The organism is Pseudomonas lini, from assembly GCF_001042905.1.
GTDB lineage: Bacteria > Pseudomonadota > Gammaproteobacteria > Pseudomonadales > Pseudomonadaceae > Aquipseudomonas > Aquipseudomonas lini.
The window spans coordinates 98323-113299 of sequence record NZ_JYLB01000009.1; the positions used below are offsets into that span (position 1 = coordinate 98323).

Here is a 14977-nt window from a genome sequence, read left to right on the forward strand (position 1 = left end):
TCCTTCTAGAGATCTTGTAGTGGTGCGTCGGCGGTACGGGCACCCAGTACCCCGGTCAATAGCACATACGTTAGCGCGGCTACGGCAATCCCTACCAGCGGCGCGACCCACGGCGAGCTGAAGGCGGCGACTGTGCCGACCGCATAAGCGCTCAGCCCCGGCCAATTGAACGCGGGCAACCGTGTATCGGCCAGGCGTGGGTAGCGGCCCCGATAGCGGAAGAAAAAGTCCGCCATGATCACCCCACCAATCGGCGGAATCACCGTGCCCAACAGAATCAGGTAAGGCACCAGCATGTCATACATGCCCAGCAGTGCCAGCAGCGTACCGATCACCGCGCCGGCCAGGGTCACGGTTCTGCGCCGGCCGGTACGCAGCAGGTTGCAGCCGGCGACGGCGAAGTTGTAGATGGTGTTGTCCTGGGTGCTCCAGATGTTGAGTAGCAACATCGCCATCGCGGCCATGGCGAAGCCTTGCAACAGCAGCACTTCGACCACGTCCGGTTGCTGATAGACGATGGCGCCATAGGCACCGATCAACACCATCAGACCGTTGCCGACGAAGAAGCCGATCAGGCTCGCCAGCACCGCAACTCGCGCTGAACGGGAGAAGCGTGTCCAGTTGGTTGCTTGCGTCGCACCGCTGACGAACGTGCCGAACACTAGGGTAATGGCGGTCGACCAATCCAGCGTTCCGGTCGGAACCACCGTGAGCAAGCCCTCGAGCCCGCCGACCTTTACTGTCGCGACCCACATCGACAACATCAGCAGCAACATCATGGCCGGCACGGCGATGTACGACAGAATCTCCAACCCGCGATAGCCAATGTACGCCGTGGCACAGAAGCCCAGGCCGAACAGCACCATCAGCCCCAGAACCGTGCCCCCGCTCAGTTCGAAATACTTGCCCAGCACCACCGCCGCCGTCGCGGTGCCCCAGGCGTACCAGCCGATCTGGGTGAAACCGAGGATCAAATCGCTGAGTTTGCTGCCCACTTCACCGAAGCAGAAACGTCCCATCAGCACCGAGTTGAGGCCGCTCTTGAAGGCGATGTAGCCCAGCCCCGCGGCATAGATCCCCAGTAGCAGATTGCCGACGATAATCACCGCCATCATCTCGCCGAAACTGAACGCCACGCCGAGCTTGCCGCCAGCAAACATGGTCGCGGTGAAGAAGGTAAAACCCAGTAGCACCATGGCGGTGGAGGCAAGTCCCTTGCGGGCATGCATCGGGACTTCGCTGAGGGGGTAATCGTTGCCCGAATCGTTCTGCGTCATGTGGCGTTCCTTGCTGGATGGAGGACGCGGGGGGGGGTGCAGTGCTCGTGCCAATGGCGCGAGGGTGATGTTATTTATAGACGAGCAGGCGGATTTGGCCCGAGGAGGGCACGAAAGCGGTGCGGGGTTGAGTCAAATTGGAACATTTGTGGCGTTGCTGGAATTGCCAGGATCGCAGCCTTCGGCAGCTCCTACACCGATCCCTGTAGGAGCTGCCGAAGGCTGCGATCTTTTGATTTTTAATCACCCTGCCAATGGTAAAAACCGCAATATCGCCGCCACAATCGCTTCCGGCGCATCCTCCTGAACCAGGTGCCCGGCATTCGCAATGGCGTGAAATTGCGATCCCGCAATCATTTGATGCAGCGTCCGGCCGCGCTCGATGGGAATCCACTGATCGTCCTCCCCCCAAAGAATCTGCACCGGGCAGCGAATCGTCGGGTACAGCCCTTCGACCTCGCGGGTATAACGTTCATCCATCTGCGCGATCTGCCGGTAGAACGCCGCTTGCCCGGGGTCTCCCAGCCAAGGCCGCACATAGGGCGCCAGCTCATGATCGGGAATCTCGCGCTTGATCGCGCCGCGAATATAGGCCGGCACAATCGCCTGCTGAATGTAATCGGGCAGTCCACTGAACGCCGCTTCATGCTGACGCACATGCTGCACGAGCGGTGACCCCCAGGGCGATAGCGCCACAGGGTCGATCAGCGTCAGGCTGCGGTAATCCTTGCCATTGAGCAGATGCGCGCGCAACGCGGTGGCGCCGCCGAAATCGTGGGCCACCACGTCTGGCCGTTCCAGGCCCCAGTGCTCCAGCAATTGCGCCAACAGTTGGTTTTGTACGCCCAGCGACACATCGCCTTCCGGCTGTGCGGATAGCCCATAGCCCAGCAGATCAAAATAGTGCACGCGGTGCGTGGTGATGAAGTGCGGCGCAATCCGGTGCCACACATAAGAAGAGAAGGGCGTGCCATGCACGAACACCAGCGGCGGACCGTCGCCACGCACGGCGTAGCGCACGGAGTGCCCGTTGAAGCGATAGGTCTGAGCCAGCGGCCAGTCAGCCATGGATGCGTCCTCTTGGCATGTGCGAGCCAAGAAGCATAGGCATAAAAAAACAGCCATTGAAGGCTGTTTTTATATTCACTGACGAAACGCAGTTTCCCTGTGGGAGCCCTGTGGCGAGGGGGCTTGCCCCCGTTTGAGTGCGTAGCACTCACAAGATCTTTGGTGTATCAGAGATTTTGGGGCTGCTTCGCAACCCAACGGGGGCAAGCCCCCTCGCCACAGGTCGCTCCCACTGGGATTTACATTGGGCTTTAGATCGGTTTACTCACCGCGATAGATGCAACCGCTGGTGCAGGTCTCATGGATGCGAATCGCACTGAGTTCCGGCAGCAGGGGCTTCAATTCATTCCAGATCCACTTGGCCAGCACTTCGCTGGTCGGGTTTTCCAGGCCGGGAATGTCGTTCAGGTAGTTATGGTCCAGACGCTCGTAGAGCGGCTTGAAGATCGCCTTGATTTCCGAGAAGTCGCGGATCCAGCCGGTGTGCGGATCGAGGTCGCCGCTCAGGTGAATCGCCACTTTGAACGAGTGACCGTGCAGACGACCGCACTTGTGGCCGTCCGGCACGTGGGGCAGGCGGTGGGCGGACTCGAAGGTAAATTCTTTGAAGATTTCCACAGTGATGTTCAGCTCTGTCAGGTGGCGATCGCCGCGGCGATATGGGCAGGTGGCGAGTTTACCAGAGCTCTGGGCAAAACACTGACTAAAGGGTCAGCAAGCGCTCGCCGAGGCGACCGTTGGCGGTCAGTTCGAGGAATTCGTCACCCAGCCTGCGGCTTTCATCCATCGTCGCGCGCCAGTATTTCTGCCGGCTCGGGGCGTCGCCCATGAAGCGCTTGAAGTCGTTACGGTCCGGTAGTTTGCCGTAGGGCAGGCGCGACAGGTATTCCTTTGACGGCGCCAGCAACAGAACATCCTGCAAACGCGCCGGGCAGGCGCGGCGCCATGGCAGGGTCTTGTCGAACCAGCCGGGGATCACCCGATCGGTGAAATGCGGATAGAGCACAATGTCGTTGCCGCTGTAGGGCAAGTCGAGGTGATAGTCCAGCAGTCCGCCATCGCGGAACGTCCCGGCGCCTGCGCCCGGCAGGTCGCGCACGCCTTGCATGACCATCGGGATCGAGCCCGAGGCGAGCAGGGCCTGGCGCAGGTTGCCGGCATCCAGCGCAACGAAGCGCGACGGGAAGTCATTCAATGCGTTGACCGGTGGCGCCAGGCGCGGGTCGTGGATGATCAGCCGCTCGAAATGCCGCGACAGCCGCGCCCGCCCACGCAGGTTGTCGGCGATCACCGACGACAGGCCCAACCCCAACCGACCGCGATGATCGTCCGCCAGCAAGCCGTGGCTTTTGACCACCATGATGTTCAGTCGGTAATGGGCATTATCCAGAATCGATGCATCGCGGCCGTCGAGCAAGTCATCGAGCATGCACCGGGAGCTCTGGCTGATCTGCGCCATGGTCACACCCTTGGCGAAATTCTGCTCGGTGTACAGATGACCGAGGCGGCGGATGCCTTCGGCGGCGTCCGGCAGGCAGGCGCTGGCGAACCGCCAAGAACCCACCGAGGCGCCGATCAGCGAACGCTCCCGGGGCGCCGCCGGCAGCCATTCGCCGAACAGCGCCAGGTCCAGCCCCTGAATCCCCAACGCTTTCGGGCCACCGGCGGCGCCCGGCAACGTACCCACATCGGCGGCGCTCAAGCCATTTGCACGGATGCGCGCCAAGGCACGCGGGCCGGCCTTGAGGGTCAGGGAAGGGAACTTGATGTGGATCGCGGGCATAACCGGTCTCGATGTCTGGCGTGCGGGGGATTATGTGGGAGCGGGCTTGCTCGCGAAAGCGGTGTAACAGTCGACATTTTTGTTGAATGTTGAACCGCCTTCGCGAGCAAGCCCGCTCCCACAGGTTTTGTGGATGTCTGCGATATTGTGGTGCTATCACTGATGATGGCAATTCAGTTTCAGTTAAGTTCGAATCACTAAGGTAGCTCTCGTAGCAACACATAAAAAAATACGGAGACATCCATGAAAATCCTGACTGCCCTGTTCACCGCCTCCATCATCGCCATGACCGCCAGCATCGCCCACGCTCGCGACCTGGGGCCCGACGAAGCCCTGAGACTGCGCGACGCTGGTACCATTGTGTCCTTCGAGAAGCTCAACGCCACGGCATTGGCCAAACACCCCGGCGCCACAATCAGCGAAACCGAGCTCAAAGAGGAGTACGGCAAGTACACCTACCAAGTGGAACTGCGCGACCCGCAGAGCCTTGAGTGGGACCTGGAATTGGACGCTGTCAGCGGGCAGGTTCTCAAGGATCATCAGGATACGTAATGAAGGTGTTTTGTTTAAATCGACGCGCCAGCAGTCGAATGGCGCTGGCGTTCCTGGCTTTTTGCTCGGTGGTCATGGCCCGTGACCTGGATCAGGACGAGGCCCTGCGCCTGCGCCAACAAGGTGTGATCCTGCCGCTGGGGCAGATGTTGCAGCAAGCGCTGGACCGCTATCCCGGGGCCAAGCTGCTGGAAGCCGAGCTTGAGGAAAAGCACGGCGTCTACATTTATGAAGTCGAGCTGTTGACCACCGAAGGCGTGGTGCGCGAGCTGGACCTCGATGCCACCACCGGCCAGTTACTGAAAGACAAGGAAGATTGATCGATGCGTTTGCTTCTGGTGGAAGACCATGTGCCGCTGGCCGACGAACTGATGGCCGGCCTCAACCGGCAGGGTTACGCCGTGGACTGGCTGGCCGACGGTCGCGACGCGGTGTATCAGGGCAGCAGCGAGCCTTATGACCTGATCATCCTCGACCTCGGCCTGCCGGGTTTGCCGGGGCTCGACGTGCTGGCGCAATGGCGGGCCGGCGGCCTGGCCACGCCGGTGCTGATCCTCACCGCGCGCGATTCCTGGGCCGAGCGGATCGAAGGCCTCAAGGCCGGCGCCGACGATTACCTGACCAAACCGTTCCATCCCGAGGAGCTACACCTGCGAGTCCAGGCACTGTTACGTCGCTCCCACGGTCACGCCAATCAGCCAACGCTCAAGGCCGCAGGTTTGCATTTGGATGAAGGTCGCCAGTGCGTGACCCGCGACGGCGCCGACATCCAGCTCACTGCCGCCGAGTTTCGCCTGCTGCGCTACTTCATGCTGCACCCCGAACAGATCCTTTCCAAAAGCCATCTCGCCGAACACCTCTACGACGGTGAAACCGAGCGCGATTCCAACGTGCTGGAAGTCCACGTCAACCATCTGCGACGCAAGCTCGGCCGCAGTGTGATCGAAACCCGTCGCGGTCAGGGTTACCTGTTCGGCGGGCAAGCCCGGTGAGGTCGATCCAGCGCCGCTTGAGCCTGGGCCTGATCAGCGTGATGGTGATCTTTGGCCTGGTGCTGGCGCAAACCAGTTTATGGCTGTTCGAAATGGGTTTGCAGCGCTACCTCGAAGCCGGGCTGCGTAATGACAGCGAAAACCTGCTGGTGGCGCTGGTGCGTGGACCGCAGGGATTGCAACTGGATGAGCGGCACTTGGCGCCGGCCTATCAGCGACCGTTTTCCGGGCACTATTTTCGCATCGACTTTGCCGACAGGCATTGGCGTTCCCGCTCACTATGGGATCAGGATCTGCCGCAGCTAGACCATGTCGGCCTGCACAGCAACCTGCAACTGGGGCCGGAAGGGCAGCAGCTGCTGGTGTTGCGTTCGGACTATCGCCGGTTGGGCCAGGCGATTTCCATTAGCGTGGCACAGGATTACACCCCGATACGTGAGAGTTTCTGCCGCATGCAAGAGGTCGGTCTGGGGCTGGGGCTGGCGGGGTTGTTGTTGATTTTGCTGTTGCAACGAGTCACCGTGCGCCGCGCCTTGCGCCCGCTGGAAAAGGCCCGCGAGCAAATCGCCCAGTTGCAGCAGGGGCAGCGCTCGCAACTCGACGAAGAAGTGCCGCTGGAGCTGGAACCGCTGGTGGCGCAGATCAACCATTTGCTGGCCCACACCGAAGACAGCCTCAAGCGCTCGCGCAATGCGCTGGGCAATCTGGGCCATGCCTTGAAAACTCCACTGGCGGTGTTGTTGAGCCTGGCTTCCAGCGAAAAACTCGATGCTCATCCGCAGCTGCGCAAAATCATGCAGGCACAACTGGAACAGGTTCAGCAGCGGCTCAATCGTGAACTCAACCGCGCCCGGCTGTCCGGCGACGCACTGCCGGGTGCGTTGTTCGATTGCGATGCCGAGCTGCCTGGGTTGCTGGCCACGTTGAACATGATTCACGGCGAACACCTCGACCTGAGCTACCGGGCCCCGGCCGGTTTGCAACTGCCATGGGATCGCGAAGATCTGCTGGAATTACTTGGCAACCTGCTGGACAACGCCTGCAAATGGGCGGATGCGGAGGTGCGGCTGAGCGTGGTCGAAACGGCAGAAAGGTTTGAGCTGAGCGTGGAAGACGATGGACCGGGGATTCCCGAAGACCAGCGCGCTCAGGTGTTCAGCCGCGGTACCCGGCTTGATGAACAGACGGATGGGCATGGGCTGGGGTTGGGCATCGTGCGCGACATCGTCGACACATGGGGCGGGGTGTTGAAGTTGCAGGAAAGCGAGTGGGGCGGGTTGCAGGTGACGATCGAGTTACCCAAACGCTGAGTTCGATACTGTGGCGAGGGGGCTTGCCCCCGTTGGGCTGCGAAGCAGCCCCAAAATTTCTGATACACCAAAGATCTTGTGAGTGCTACGCACTCAAACGGGGGCAAGCCCCCTCGCCACATGCCGCTTCCACATCTGGATCTTCGGTGGACGCGGAATCTGCATCACACCCGAAACTGATCCATCAAGCTCTGCTGCTGATTCGCCAAACTGTTAAGCGACTGACTCACCCGGGCCGATTCATTGGCCTGCCCCGACAGTGATTCGGTGACATCCCGAATGGTCGCCACGTTGTTATTGATCTCTTCAGCCACCGCGCTTTGCTCTTCAGCCGCACTGGCAATCTGCAGGTTCATGTCGCTGATCACCGTCACCGCATCACCAATCTGCTTCAATGCCGTCACCGCTTGACCGACCTGCTCGACACTGCCCTGAGCCTGGCGATGGCTATTGTTCATCGAACTCACCACGTCCTGAGTACCGCTCTGCAACTGCTCGATCACCAGGCGGGTTTCTTCGACAGACTCTTGAGTGCGCCGCGCCAGGTTGCGCACTTCATCGGCCACCACGGCAAAACCGCGTCCGGCTTCCCCGGCACGGGCGGCTTCGATGGCGGCATTCAGCGCCAAGAGGTTGGTCTGTTCGGCGATGGCACGAATGACCTCCAGCACCGAACCGATTTTCTCGCTGTTCGCTGCCAGGCCTTCGACCTGCACCATGGCCGCGCTCATGTCGGCGGCGAGGTGGTCGATGCTGGTGGTGGTGCGGTCGATCACGGTCAAACCCTGACGGGTTGCCTGATCGGCGTCGCGCGCCGCGTGTGCCGCCTGTGCGGCACTGCGGGCGACGTCCTGGGCGGTGGCGCTCATTTCATGGGACGCGGTGGCAACCTGATCGACCTGACGGTATTGCTGTTCCATGCCGGCGCTGGTCTGGGTGGCGATGGCGGACGACTGGTCCGCCGTGCTTCGAGCGTCCTGCACCGAGCGCTTCACTTCGGCGATGATCGGTTGCAGCTTGTCGAGGAAACGGTTGAACCAACCGGCCAACTGGCCCAGTTCATCCTGCTTGTCGTAGGCCAGGCGCCGGGTCAGGTCGCCTTCGCCGCTGGCAATGTCTTCCAGCATGCGGGCCACGCCGAGGATCGGTCGGGTCACGCTACGCGCCATTAGCCATACCAACAGCAGACCGACAAGCGCCGCCAGCACACCCAGGCACAGTTCGATCAGCGTTCCGGCGGTGTTGCTGTCGTCGAGTTGTTTTTTCAGCGTTTCGGCAGGGCCGACCAGGACCTTCTCCGGCACGTCGAGCAACACCCCCCAGGATTTACCACCGGGAATCGGCTGGAACGGCGACAGCACTTTCAATTGCTGGTTGCTGTGCAGACTTTCGGTCTTGCTGCTGGTGGTCAGCCGGCGGAGCAGTTCGGCTCCGTCGGTGGTGTCCACGGCGTCCAGGCGTTGGCTGAGTTTGCTGGGGTCCCGGCTGTAGCCGGCGAGCAAGCCGACCGGGCTGACGATGCTGACGCTGGTCTGGCCGTCATAGAGTTTTTTACTGGCGCTCAGGCTGATCGCTTGCAGACTGTTGAGGTTGATGTCCACCGACAAAGAGGCGATGACTTTGCCGTTGACCATCAGCGGGAACACGATGCTGGTCATCAGCACGTTCTGGCCGTCGATCACATAGAAGTAGGGTTCAATCACGCACGGCTTGAGCGTGGTGCGCGGGCACGTGAACCAGGCGTTGGCCGGCTCGCCGCTGGGGCCGGTGCTGGTGTCGGCCATGTCACTTTCCGGCAGGGCCATGGAGGTCACCTTGCCAGGTACAGGTTGCGACCAGTACAGGGCGAAACGGCCCTTGTCGTTACTGCCCAGCTCCGCCTGACCGGCGAACAGTTCGTCCTTGTTGTCCAGCGCATTGGCTTCGAACACCAGCGACAGGCCGAGCAGTTCCGGGTTGGCTTGCAGGGCTGACTTGACCTGCCGGGTCAAGTCTTCACGCAGGTCGAAGGCATCGAGAAAGCGCTTCTCGGCCTGATCGCGCAAAAACAGCACCTGCCGCGAGAAACCATGGCCATATTGATAGGCGTCCATGAACTGCTGACGAATGCCCAGCGCCTGGACTTCACCCTGGGACTCAATGCGCGCCTGGGCGGCTTCGGTCAGCATCTCCATGCTTGAGGCTTTTACCAGCGCGGAGCTGTGCTCCATGCGATACAGCGAAAGCCCTACCAGCAGGGTCACGATACCCGCCAGGCACAGCCCGGCCAGCAGGGTGATTTTCCATTGAATGGAAAGTTGTCTGAGCGACATGGGAACGTCCTTTTATTCTTTATTCGATAAATATCTGAGACTTTGCACTGTAGCGGCCGTGATTTGGCTTTCTTTATGCTCCCCTATGAATACCGAATTACCCCCGTAGGAGCTGCCGAAGGCTGCGATCTTTTGATCTTCGGCGTCATCAAGGGCGCAAAAATCAAAAGATCGCAGCCTTCGGCAGCTCCTACACGGGACCGTGCTCCGGCTTTGACACCGAGGCGACTCTGCGGCACAGTGCGCGCCCTCTAATAAAACCCTTTTCTCCATCCGCTGGCGGCGCTCCTACAGACTGCCGGCCGGACTCATTCCGTTTGGCGGTGATTGCCTCACCGCGCTGCTTTTGAGGTAACAACAATGAATGCAGTAATTGCCGCGGTCGGCATCATGCTGATACTCAGCCTGTCCCGCGTGCATGTGGTGATCGCGCTGATCGTGGGTGCGCTGGTCGGTGGCTTGACCGGTGGCCTGGGCATCGACGCGACCCTGAAAGCCTTCAACAATGGCCTCGGCGGCGGGGCGACGGTTGCGTTGTCCTACGCTTTGCTCGGCGCATTCGCGGTGGCCATCGCCAAGTCCGGCCTGGCCCATGCGCTGGCCGACAAAGCCCTGGCCATGGTCGATCGCCAGCGCGCCAACGGTGGCGGAAACGTCAAATGGCTGCTGATCGGTTTGCTGTGGGTGGTGGCCATCGCCTCCCAGAACATTTTGCCGATTCATATCGCCTTTATTCCGTTGCTGGTTCCGCCTCTTCTCTATGTGCTGACCAAGCTGCAACTGGACCGTCGATTGATTGCCTGTGTCATCACCTTTGGTTTGATCACGCCGTACATGTTCCTGCCCGTGGGCTTCGGCAACATCTTCCTCAATGAAATCCTGTTGGCCAACGTCGCCCGTAGTGGCGTGGACATCAGTGGCATCAACGTCACCCATGCCATGGGCATTCCGGCACTGGGCATGGTATTTGGCCTCGCGGCAGCGTTCATCAGCTACCGCAAGAAGCGCGTTTACGACCTGGAAAAGATCGAGCAGGTCGAACAGGTCGCGGTGCAGTACAACCCGTTGAGCCTGATGATCGCCGGTCTGGCCATTGCCGCCGCGTTCATTGTTCAGTTGCTGCTGGACTCGATGATTATCGGGGCGCTGGCGGGTTTTCTGATTTTCTCGGTGTCGGGGATTGTGAAGTGGCGGGACACCGATGACCTGTTCACCGAAGGCATGAAGATGATGGCGATGATCGGCTTCATCATGATCGCCGCGTCCGGTTTTGGCGAAGTGATCAAAGCCACCGGGCAAGTGCAGACACTGGTCGAAACCTCGGCCTCGTGGATCGGCCACAGCAAAGCCATCGGCGCGTTGCTGATGTTGCTGGTGGGCCTGTTGGTAACCATGGGCATCGGCTCATCGTTTTCCACCGTCCCGATTCTGGCGGTTATTTTCGTACCGTTGTGCGTGCAACTGGGCTTCAGCCCGATCGCCATCGTGTGCATCGTCGGCACCGCCGGCGCACTGGGCGATGCCGGGTCACCCGCGTCGGACTCGACCCTGGGCCCGACCTCCGGTCTGAACATCGACGGCCAGCATCACCACATCTGGGACACCGTGGTCCCGACCTTCCTGCACTACAACCTGCCATTGCTGGCGTTTGGCTGGGTAGCGGCGATGGTTCTCTAAACCATTTCCTCTGAACACTGGAGATCAAGTGTGGGAGCGGGCTTGCTCGCGAAGACGGCAGCACATCCAGCATTGATGTGACTGGGTAGACCGCTTTCGCGAGCAAGCCCGCTCCCACAGGGGATCAATGTGACCCTGGCTCAACTTTTGATCTGGCCTGCCGTTAAAACCTTTAACCACGCCAACAAAATCAAAAGAGTGAACGTCATGCGCATGAGCCTGAAGGCTAAAGTCCTGTCCCTTGCCGTCCTCCCGGTGCTGCTCTTTGCGCTGGTCATCAGCCTGACCACGTTGTTCATTCTGCAGGAGCAGGCTCGCAAGGAAGTCGAGCAAACCCGTCAGCGCCTGCTCAGCGATGCCAAGGCGACTCTGCAAAGTTACGTCGCCGTGGCCATGACCACGATCAAACCGCTCTACGACGCGGCCGCCCCCGGCGATGACGCGGCGCGGGCGCAGGTGATCAAGTTGCTGTCGAGTATCACCTACGGCAAGGACGGCTACTTCTTCGGCTACGACTCCAATACCGTGCGCCTGTTCAAGGCCAACAGTCCCGAAGGCGTGGGCCAGAGCTTCAAGGACAACCGCGACCCGAACGGCGTCTACGTCAACCGTGACCTGGTGAAAGTCGCGAAGGACGGGACCCACTACCTGCAATACAGCTCGACGCTGCCCGGCAACACCCAAGTGCTGGTGCCCAAACTCGGCTACACCGAATACCTGCCGAAGTGGGACATGGCGGTCGGCACCTCGGTCAACCTCGACGGCATCGAAGCGCAAGTGGCGGTGGTTGAGGCCAAGGTCCAGGAACGCATGCAAGGCGTGGTGCTGAGCATTGTCGGGATTGCCGTGGTGGTGCTGCTGGTGATCGCTGCTGCCGGGATGCTGCTGGCCAACACCATTTTGCGTCCGCTGAACCTGATGAAAGCCAACCTCGACGACATCGCGGCGGGCGAGGGCGACCTGACCCGGCGTCTGTCCATCACCAGCCAGGATGAACTCGGCGAACTGGCCGGCTCGTTCAACCGTTTCGTCGATAAGATCCATGGGTTGGTACGGCAGATTACTGAAATGACCTCGCAACTGACCGGGCTGGTGAATCAGGTCTCCGATCAGGCCCAGCGCTCGGATCAGGCCATGGAGCGCCAGCGTCACGAAACCGATCAGGTGGCCACGGCGATCAACGAAATGTCGGCGGCGGCCCAGGAAGTGGCAAAAAGCGCGCAAAACGCGGCGGTCGCTGCCCAGCAGACCGACGAAGAAGGCCAGGCTGCCAAGCGCGTGGTGGCAGGCAGCATTGTGAAGATTCATGCGTTGGTGAACGACATTCGCAGCAGTGGTGTGTCCCTCGACAGCTTGCAGAAAGACGTGTCGTCGATTGTCAGCGTACTCGGGGTGATCCGTTCGATTGCCGAGCAGACCAACCTTCTGGCGCTCAACGCCGCCATCGAAGCGGCCCGCGCCGGTGAGGCCGGGCGTGGTTTTGCGGTGGTCGCCGACGAAGTGCGGGCATTGGCCAGTCGCACACAAATCAGCACCCAGGAAATCCAGGGCATGATCGACCGCTTGCAGGCCGGCACCCAATCGGCAGTCGAGGCCATGCGCCGCTCCAGCGAGGCCGGTGACGGCACGTCGGCCCAGGCCAACGAGGCGGGGGCATCTCTGGATGCCATGGCCCAGCTGATCGGCACCATCAACTCGATGAACGCCCAGATCGCCAGCGCCGCCGAAGAGCAAACCGCCGTGGCCGAAGAAATCAACCGCAGCGTGCATCAAATCGCCGTGGCCGTAGACAGCGTCGCCGACGAAACCCAGCTCGGCGCCCAGACCTCGCGCAGCCTGGCCGACCTTGGTCAGCGCTTGGGGAAACTGGTCGGGCAATTCCGTATCTGATTGATGTTGCTCGTGTAGCGAGGGGGCTTGCCCCAATGCCGGTAAGTCAAGAAATTTGAGCAACGGAAATCCTGTGGGAGCGTGGCTTGCCCGCGAAGGCGTCGTGTCATTCAACATTGATATCGACTGACACTACGCCTTCGCGGGCAAGCCACGCTCCCACAGGTTCTGCATCGCGACTACCCTCATTAGTAAGCAAACACCGTCCAAGCGTTTGTTTGAACCCGTTTGTGGAACGGGCGGTCATTTGCTTCAGGTGTCGCGCACCCGCGACACCTTGACGACCACAACAATGGAGTCAGACTCATGATCGACAGTGAAAGTATCTGCGACTGCCCCAAATGTTCCTGCAAACTGGGCGAACATCCGATCGCGCGTCACGGCAAGCACTATTGCTGTGAAGCCTGTGCCAAGCACCACGAACATGGCGAAGAATGTGCCAGCAAGGGCTGTAAGTGCGCCCAACGCTGACAGTTCATCCAAAAAAAGTGGAGCCTGATCGGGCTCCACTTTCATTTCAACTGGCCGGTCGCCAGGTCACATTCTCGATGCCGAATTTTTCCGCCAGCGGTTTGCTGGTCTTTTGCACCCGTTCACGGCCAAAGCGCGGGATCCGCCCGACTCCGGCGTCGCAACTGGCCCAGTGCCAAGCCTCTGCATTGTCCATTTTGTCCAGGCGGATAATGAAAGACTTGGGCTGGCCATGAAGGGTGTATTCAATAACGAAAAGTTTTGCATTGTTCATAAAGCCTGTATTCCTCCCTGTAGTTATAGAGGGATCGCGAGGCGCGGGGAAAATTCAGTCGAATTGTCGGACGGTGACAGTGACTGGCGACAGCCGGACGCCTCGTGATCATGGAGCCTTCCTTGACCCCCAATGATCCTAGCCTATGGCTGCGCCGCCTGATTTGAACATGCCAGGGGTTGTTGCCGTAATCCGATTAAAGTGGGAGCGGGCTTGCTCGCGAAGGCGGCTTCACATTCACATCAACATCGACTGTCAGTCCGCCTTCGCGAGCAAGCCCGCTCCCACATGGGGAGGTGTTGTCAGATCAGGCTTCGGGCACACCTTTCTCCCAAGCCGACCAGTTCTGCAAAATCTCCTGCACCAACGGATTCCCGGTGCGGTACAGGTTCTCCAGCGCCGGCACAAAACCGCCTTGATCGGCGTATTTGAGCAGGTTATCCACCTCACTCTGGCCCGGCGCCGGCCGGTCGAAGTCGGAACCGGCGCGCACCACCGCCAGGCGCTGGACATCCACCAGCCCCTCGCGGCTGGCGCGCAGCAGCGCCTCGTAGGTTGAGTTGTCTTCCTGTTGAGTCGTGCAATAGACCCCTTCGTTATTGGTCAACAGCTTGGTCCAGACTTCTGCCCGCTCACTCAACCGCGTCCCGGAAAACCAGGTATTGCCCGCCAGTGTGTCGCACTGGGTCACCACCGGTGGCTGATTGGCTGGCGCAGACGGATACTTCAAGCGCCATATCGCTGATTCCTTGCTCTCGCTCAGCTGGACCTTGTGGCTCAGGGCGAACGCCTTGGCCTGCAACTTTGGATTGAGTTCGAACACTTCAGTCTTGTAGTCCAGCGGTGGCTTTTCGTTCGGGCCTTTGGTGTTGATACCCAGGTAACCGGTCGGCCAGTCTTTCGGCGCGTCCCGGGAGTCCAGCTCCCACTGGGTGCCGAACTCCACCAGGTAGTGTGCCCACGCGGTGGTGCCGATGGTGCCGTGGTGCGGGCTGATGCCGGCAATCCCGGCGATCAGGAAGTAACTTTTGCGCAGGTCGAATTTCGGTGACAGCGCCAGGGCCAGGGTCGAGGCTGCGGCATTGGTCTGGCCCATGCCGGTGACCATCAGGCACACCTGTTGGGTGTTGCAGCGGATATTCGGGTATTCGGCGGCCAGGCCCGGTACGCGCACTTCTTGCTTGAGCTCCAGGCGATCGATCCAGTTCTGCGCCTCGGGGGCGAACATGGTGATCAGCATCACTTTCGGCTGGATCGGCGCGTCGCCAGCCCAGGCAGCAGAAGAGAGCAGAGTGCCGCAGGCCAGGGGCAGGGTTACGGACAGGGAAAAGGAAAGACGCGTCATTGCATTCATAAAACCTCCTGATTCAA

14 protein-coding genes and 2 pseudogenes are annotated in these 14977 nt (G+C 60.5%); 8 read left to right on the forward strand and 8 right to left on the reverse strand.

Annotated elements, in window-relative coordinates; translation table 11 throughout:
* Nucleotides 1–5: 5 nt before the first annotated feature.
* From codB to TU81_RS23690, 4 genes are all read right to left on the reverse strand, one after another.
* Complete coding sequence (gene codB / locus TU81_RS23675; protein ID WP_048396768.1) at nucleotides 6–1277, reverse strand: cytosine permease; 1272 nt, start codon at nucleotides 1275–1277, stop codon at nucleotides 6–8.
* A gap of 243 nt (nucleotides 1278–1520) precedes the next feature.
* Nucleotides 1521–2345, reverse strand: coding sequence for an alpha/beta fold hydrolase (locus TU81_RS23680; RefSeq protein ID WP_048396770.1), 825 nt, complete (start codon nucleotides 2343–2345; stop codon nucleotides 1521–1523).
* 261 nt (nucleotides 2346–2606) lie between these two features.
* On the reverse strand, nucleotides 2607–2963 hold the full coding sequence (gene queD, locus TU81_RS23685; protein ID WP_003173033.1) for a 6-carboxytetrahydropterin synthase QueD: 357 nt from the start codon (nucleotides 2961–2963) through the stop codon (nucleotides 2607–2609).
* Nucleotides 2964–3048: 85 nt separating this feature from the next.
* On the reverse strand, nucleotides 3049–4128 hold the full coding sequence (locus TU81_RS23690) for a hypothetical protein (RefSeq protein WP_048396771.1): 1080 nt from the start codon (nucleotides 4126–4128) through the stop codon (nucleotides 3049–3051).
* A 243-nt stretch (nucleotides 4129–4371) separates the two neighbouring features.
* Here TU81_RS23690 and TU81_RS23695 point away from each other — a divergent pair, with 243 nt between their 5' ends.
* The 4 genes from TU81_RS23695 to TU81_RS23710 are packed head-to-tail and all read left to right on the forward strand — an operon-like array spanning nucleotide 4372 to nucleotide 6982.
* The gene (locus TU81_RS23695; protein ID WP_038982355.1) at nucleotides 4372–4680 is read left to right on the forward strand and encodes a PepSY domain-containing protein; all 309 of its coding nucleotides are present in this window, start codon (nucleotides 4372–4374) and stop codon (nucleotides 4678–4680) included.
* Nucleotides 4680–5000, forward strand: a complete 321-nt coding sequence (locus tag TU81_RS23700; RefSeq protein WP_038982356.1) for a PepSY domain-containing protein — start codon at nucleotides 4680–4682, stop codon at nucleotides 4998–5000. The genes TU81_RS23695 and TU81_RS23700 overlap by 1 nt, the downstream gene beginning before the upstream one ends.
* 3 nt (nucleotides 5001–5003) lie before the next feature.
* A complete protein-coding gene (locus TU81_RS23705) occupies nucleotides 5004–5672 on the forward strand; it encodes a response regulator transcription factor (RefSeq protein WP_038982357.1) in 669 nt (222 codons plus the stop codon).
* Nucleotides 5669–6982 (forward strand): sensor histidine kinase, encoded by a 1314-nt coding sequence (locus TU81_RS23710; protein ID WP_048396773.1) that lies wholly within the window; start codon nucleotides 5669–5671, stop codon nucleotides 6980–6982. Before TU81_RS23705 ends, TU81_RS23710 begins: the two co-directional genes overlap by 4 nt.
* Before the next feature lie 164 nt (nucleotides 6983–7146).
* On the opposite strand, the gene TU81_RS31210 is transcribed toward TU81_RS23710, so the two are convergent.
* Both TU81_RS31210 and TU81_RS31215 read right to left on the reverse strand, forming a co-directional pair.
* Nucleotides 7147–7902 carry a methyl-accepting chemotaxis protein gene (locus tag TU81_RS31210; RefSeq protein ID WP_390176103.1) on the reverse strand — a complete coding sequence of 252 codons (756 nt, stop codon included), beginning with the start codon at nucleotides 7900–7902 and terminating at the stop codon, nucleotides 7147–7149.
* A gap of 102 nt (nucleotides 7903–8004) precedes the next feature.
* Nucleotides 8005–9294 (reverse strand): annotated as a pseudogene (locus TU81_RS31215) (HAMP domain-containing protein); the annotation flags it as partial.
* Between the two features lie 360 nt (nucleotides 9295–9654).
* On the opposite strand from TU81_RS31215, the gene TU81_RS23720 reads away from it, so the two are divergent.
* The 4 genes and pseudogenes from TU81_RS23720 (at nucleotide 9655) to TU81_RS29825 (ending at nucleotide 13332) form a co-directional block, all read left to right on the forward strand.
* Nucleotides 9655–10971 (forward strand): Na+/H+ antiporter family protein, encoded by a 1317-nt coding sequence (locus TU81_RS23720; protein ID WP_048396777.1) that lies wholly within the window; start codon nucleotides 9655–9657, stop codon nucleotides 10969–10971.
* Nucleotides 10972–11184: 213 nt separating this feature from the next.
* Nucleotides 11185–12003: pseudogene (locus TU81_RS31220) on the forward strand (cache domain-containing protein); the annotation flags it as partial.
* 102 nt (nucleotides 12004–12105) lie between these two features.
* A complete protein-coding gene (locus TU81_RS31225) occupies nucleotides 12106–12861 on the forward strand; it encodes a methyl-accepting chemotaxis protein (RefSeq protein WP_390176104.1) in 756 nt (251 codons plus the stop codon).
* A 306-nt stretch (nucleotides 12862–13167) separates the two neighbouring features.
* Nucleotides 13168–13332 carry a metallothionein gene (locus tag TU81_RS29825; RefSeq protein ID WP_046049906.1) on the forward strand — a complete coding sequence of 55 codons (165 nt, stop codon included), beginning with the start codon at nucleotides 13168–13170 and terminating at the stop codon, nucleotides 13330–13332.
* Nucleotides 13333–13378: 46 nt separating this feature from the next.
* On the opposite strand, the gene TU81_RS23735 is transcribed toward TU81_RS29825, so the two are convergent.
* Together TU81_RS23735 and TU81_RS23740 are read right to left on the reverse strand one after the other, a co-directional pair.
* On the reverse strand, nucleotides 13379–13606 hold the full coding sequence (locus tag TU81_RS23735) for a DUF6555 family protein (protein WP_008071169.1): 228 nt from the start codon (nucleotides 13604–13606) through the stop codon (nucleotides 13379–13381).
* 307 nt (nucleotides 13607–13913) lie between these two features.
* Nucleotides 13914–14960, reverse strand: coding sequence for a purine-nucleoside phosphorylase (locus TU81_RS23740; RefSeq protein WP_048396781.1), 1047 nt, complete (start codon nucleotides 14958–14960; stop codon nucleotides 13914–13916).
* Between the last annotated feature and the right edge of the window lie 17 nt (nucleotides 14961–14977).

Bases quoted from the DNA above. Each gene is read 5' to 3' on its own strand.
- codB (WP_048396768.1), bottom strand. From the start codon at position 1,277: ATGACGCAGAACGATTCGGGCAACGATTACCCCCTCAGCGAAGTCCCG.
- TU81_RS23680 (WP_048396770.1), bottom strand. From the start codon at position 2,345: ATGGCTGACTGGCCGCTGGCTCAGACCTATCGCTTCAACGGGCACTCC.
- TU81_RS23690 (WP_048396771.1), bottom strand. From the start codon at position 4,128: ATGCCCGCGATCCACATCAAGTTCCCTTCCCTGACCCTCAAGGCCGGC.
- TU81_RS23695 (WP_038982355.1), top strand. From the start codon at position 4,372: ATGAAAATCCTGACTGCCCTGTTCACCGCCTCCATCATCGCCATGACC.
- TU81_RS23700 (WP_038982356.1), top strand. From the start codon at position 4,680: ATGAAGGTGTTTTGTTTAAATCGACGCGCCAGCAGTCGAATGGCGCTG.
- TU81_RS23705 (WP_038982357.1), top strand. From the start codon at position 5,004: ATGCGTTTGCTTCTGGTGGAAGACCATGTGCCGCTGGCCGACGAACTG.
- TU81_RS31210 (WP_390176103.1), bottom strand. From the start codon at position 7,902: ATGGAACAGCAATACCGTCAGGTCGATCAGGTTGCCACCGCGTCCCAT.
- TU81_RS23720 (WP_048396777.1), top strand. From the start codon at position 9,655: ATGAATGCAGTAATTGCCGCGGTCGGCATCATGCTGATACTCAGCCTG.
- TU81_RS31225 (WP_390176104.1), top strand. From the start codon at position 12,106: ATGGAGCGCCAGCGTCACGAAACCGATCAGGTGGCCACGGCGATCAAC.
- TU81_RS29825 (WP_046049906.1), top strand. From the start codon at position 13,168: ATGATCGACAGTGAAAGTATCTGCGACTGCCCCAAATGTTCCTGCAAA.
- TU81_RS23735 (WP_008071169.1), bottom strand. From the start codon at position 13,606: ATGAACAATGCAAAACTTTTCGTTATTGAATACACCCTTCATGGCCAG.
- TU81_RS23740 (WP_048396781.1), bottom strand. From the start codon at position 14,960: ATGAATGCAATGACGCGTCTTTCCTTTTCCCTGTCCGTAACCCTGCCC.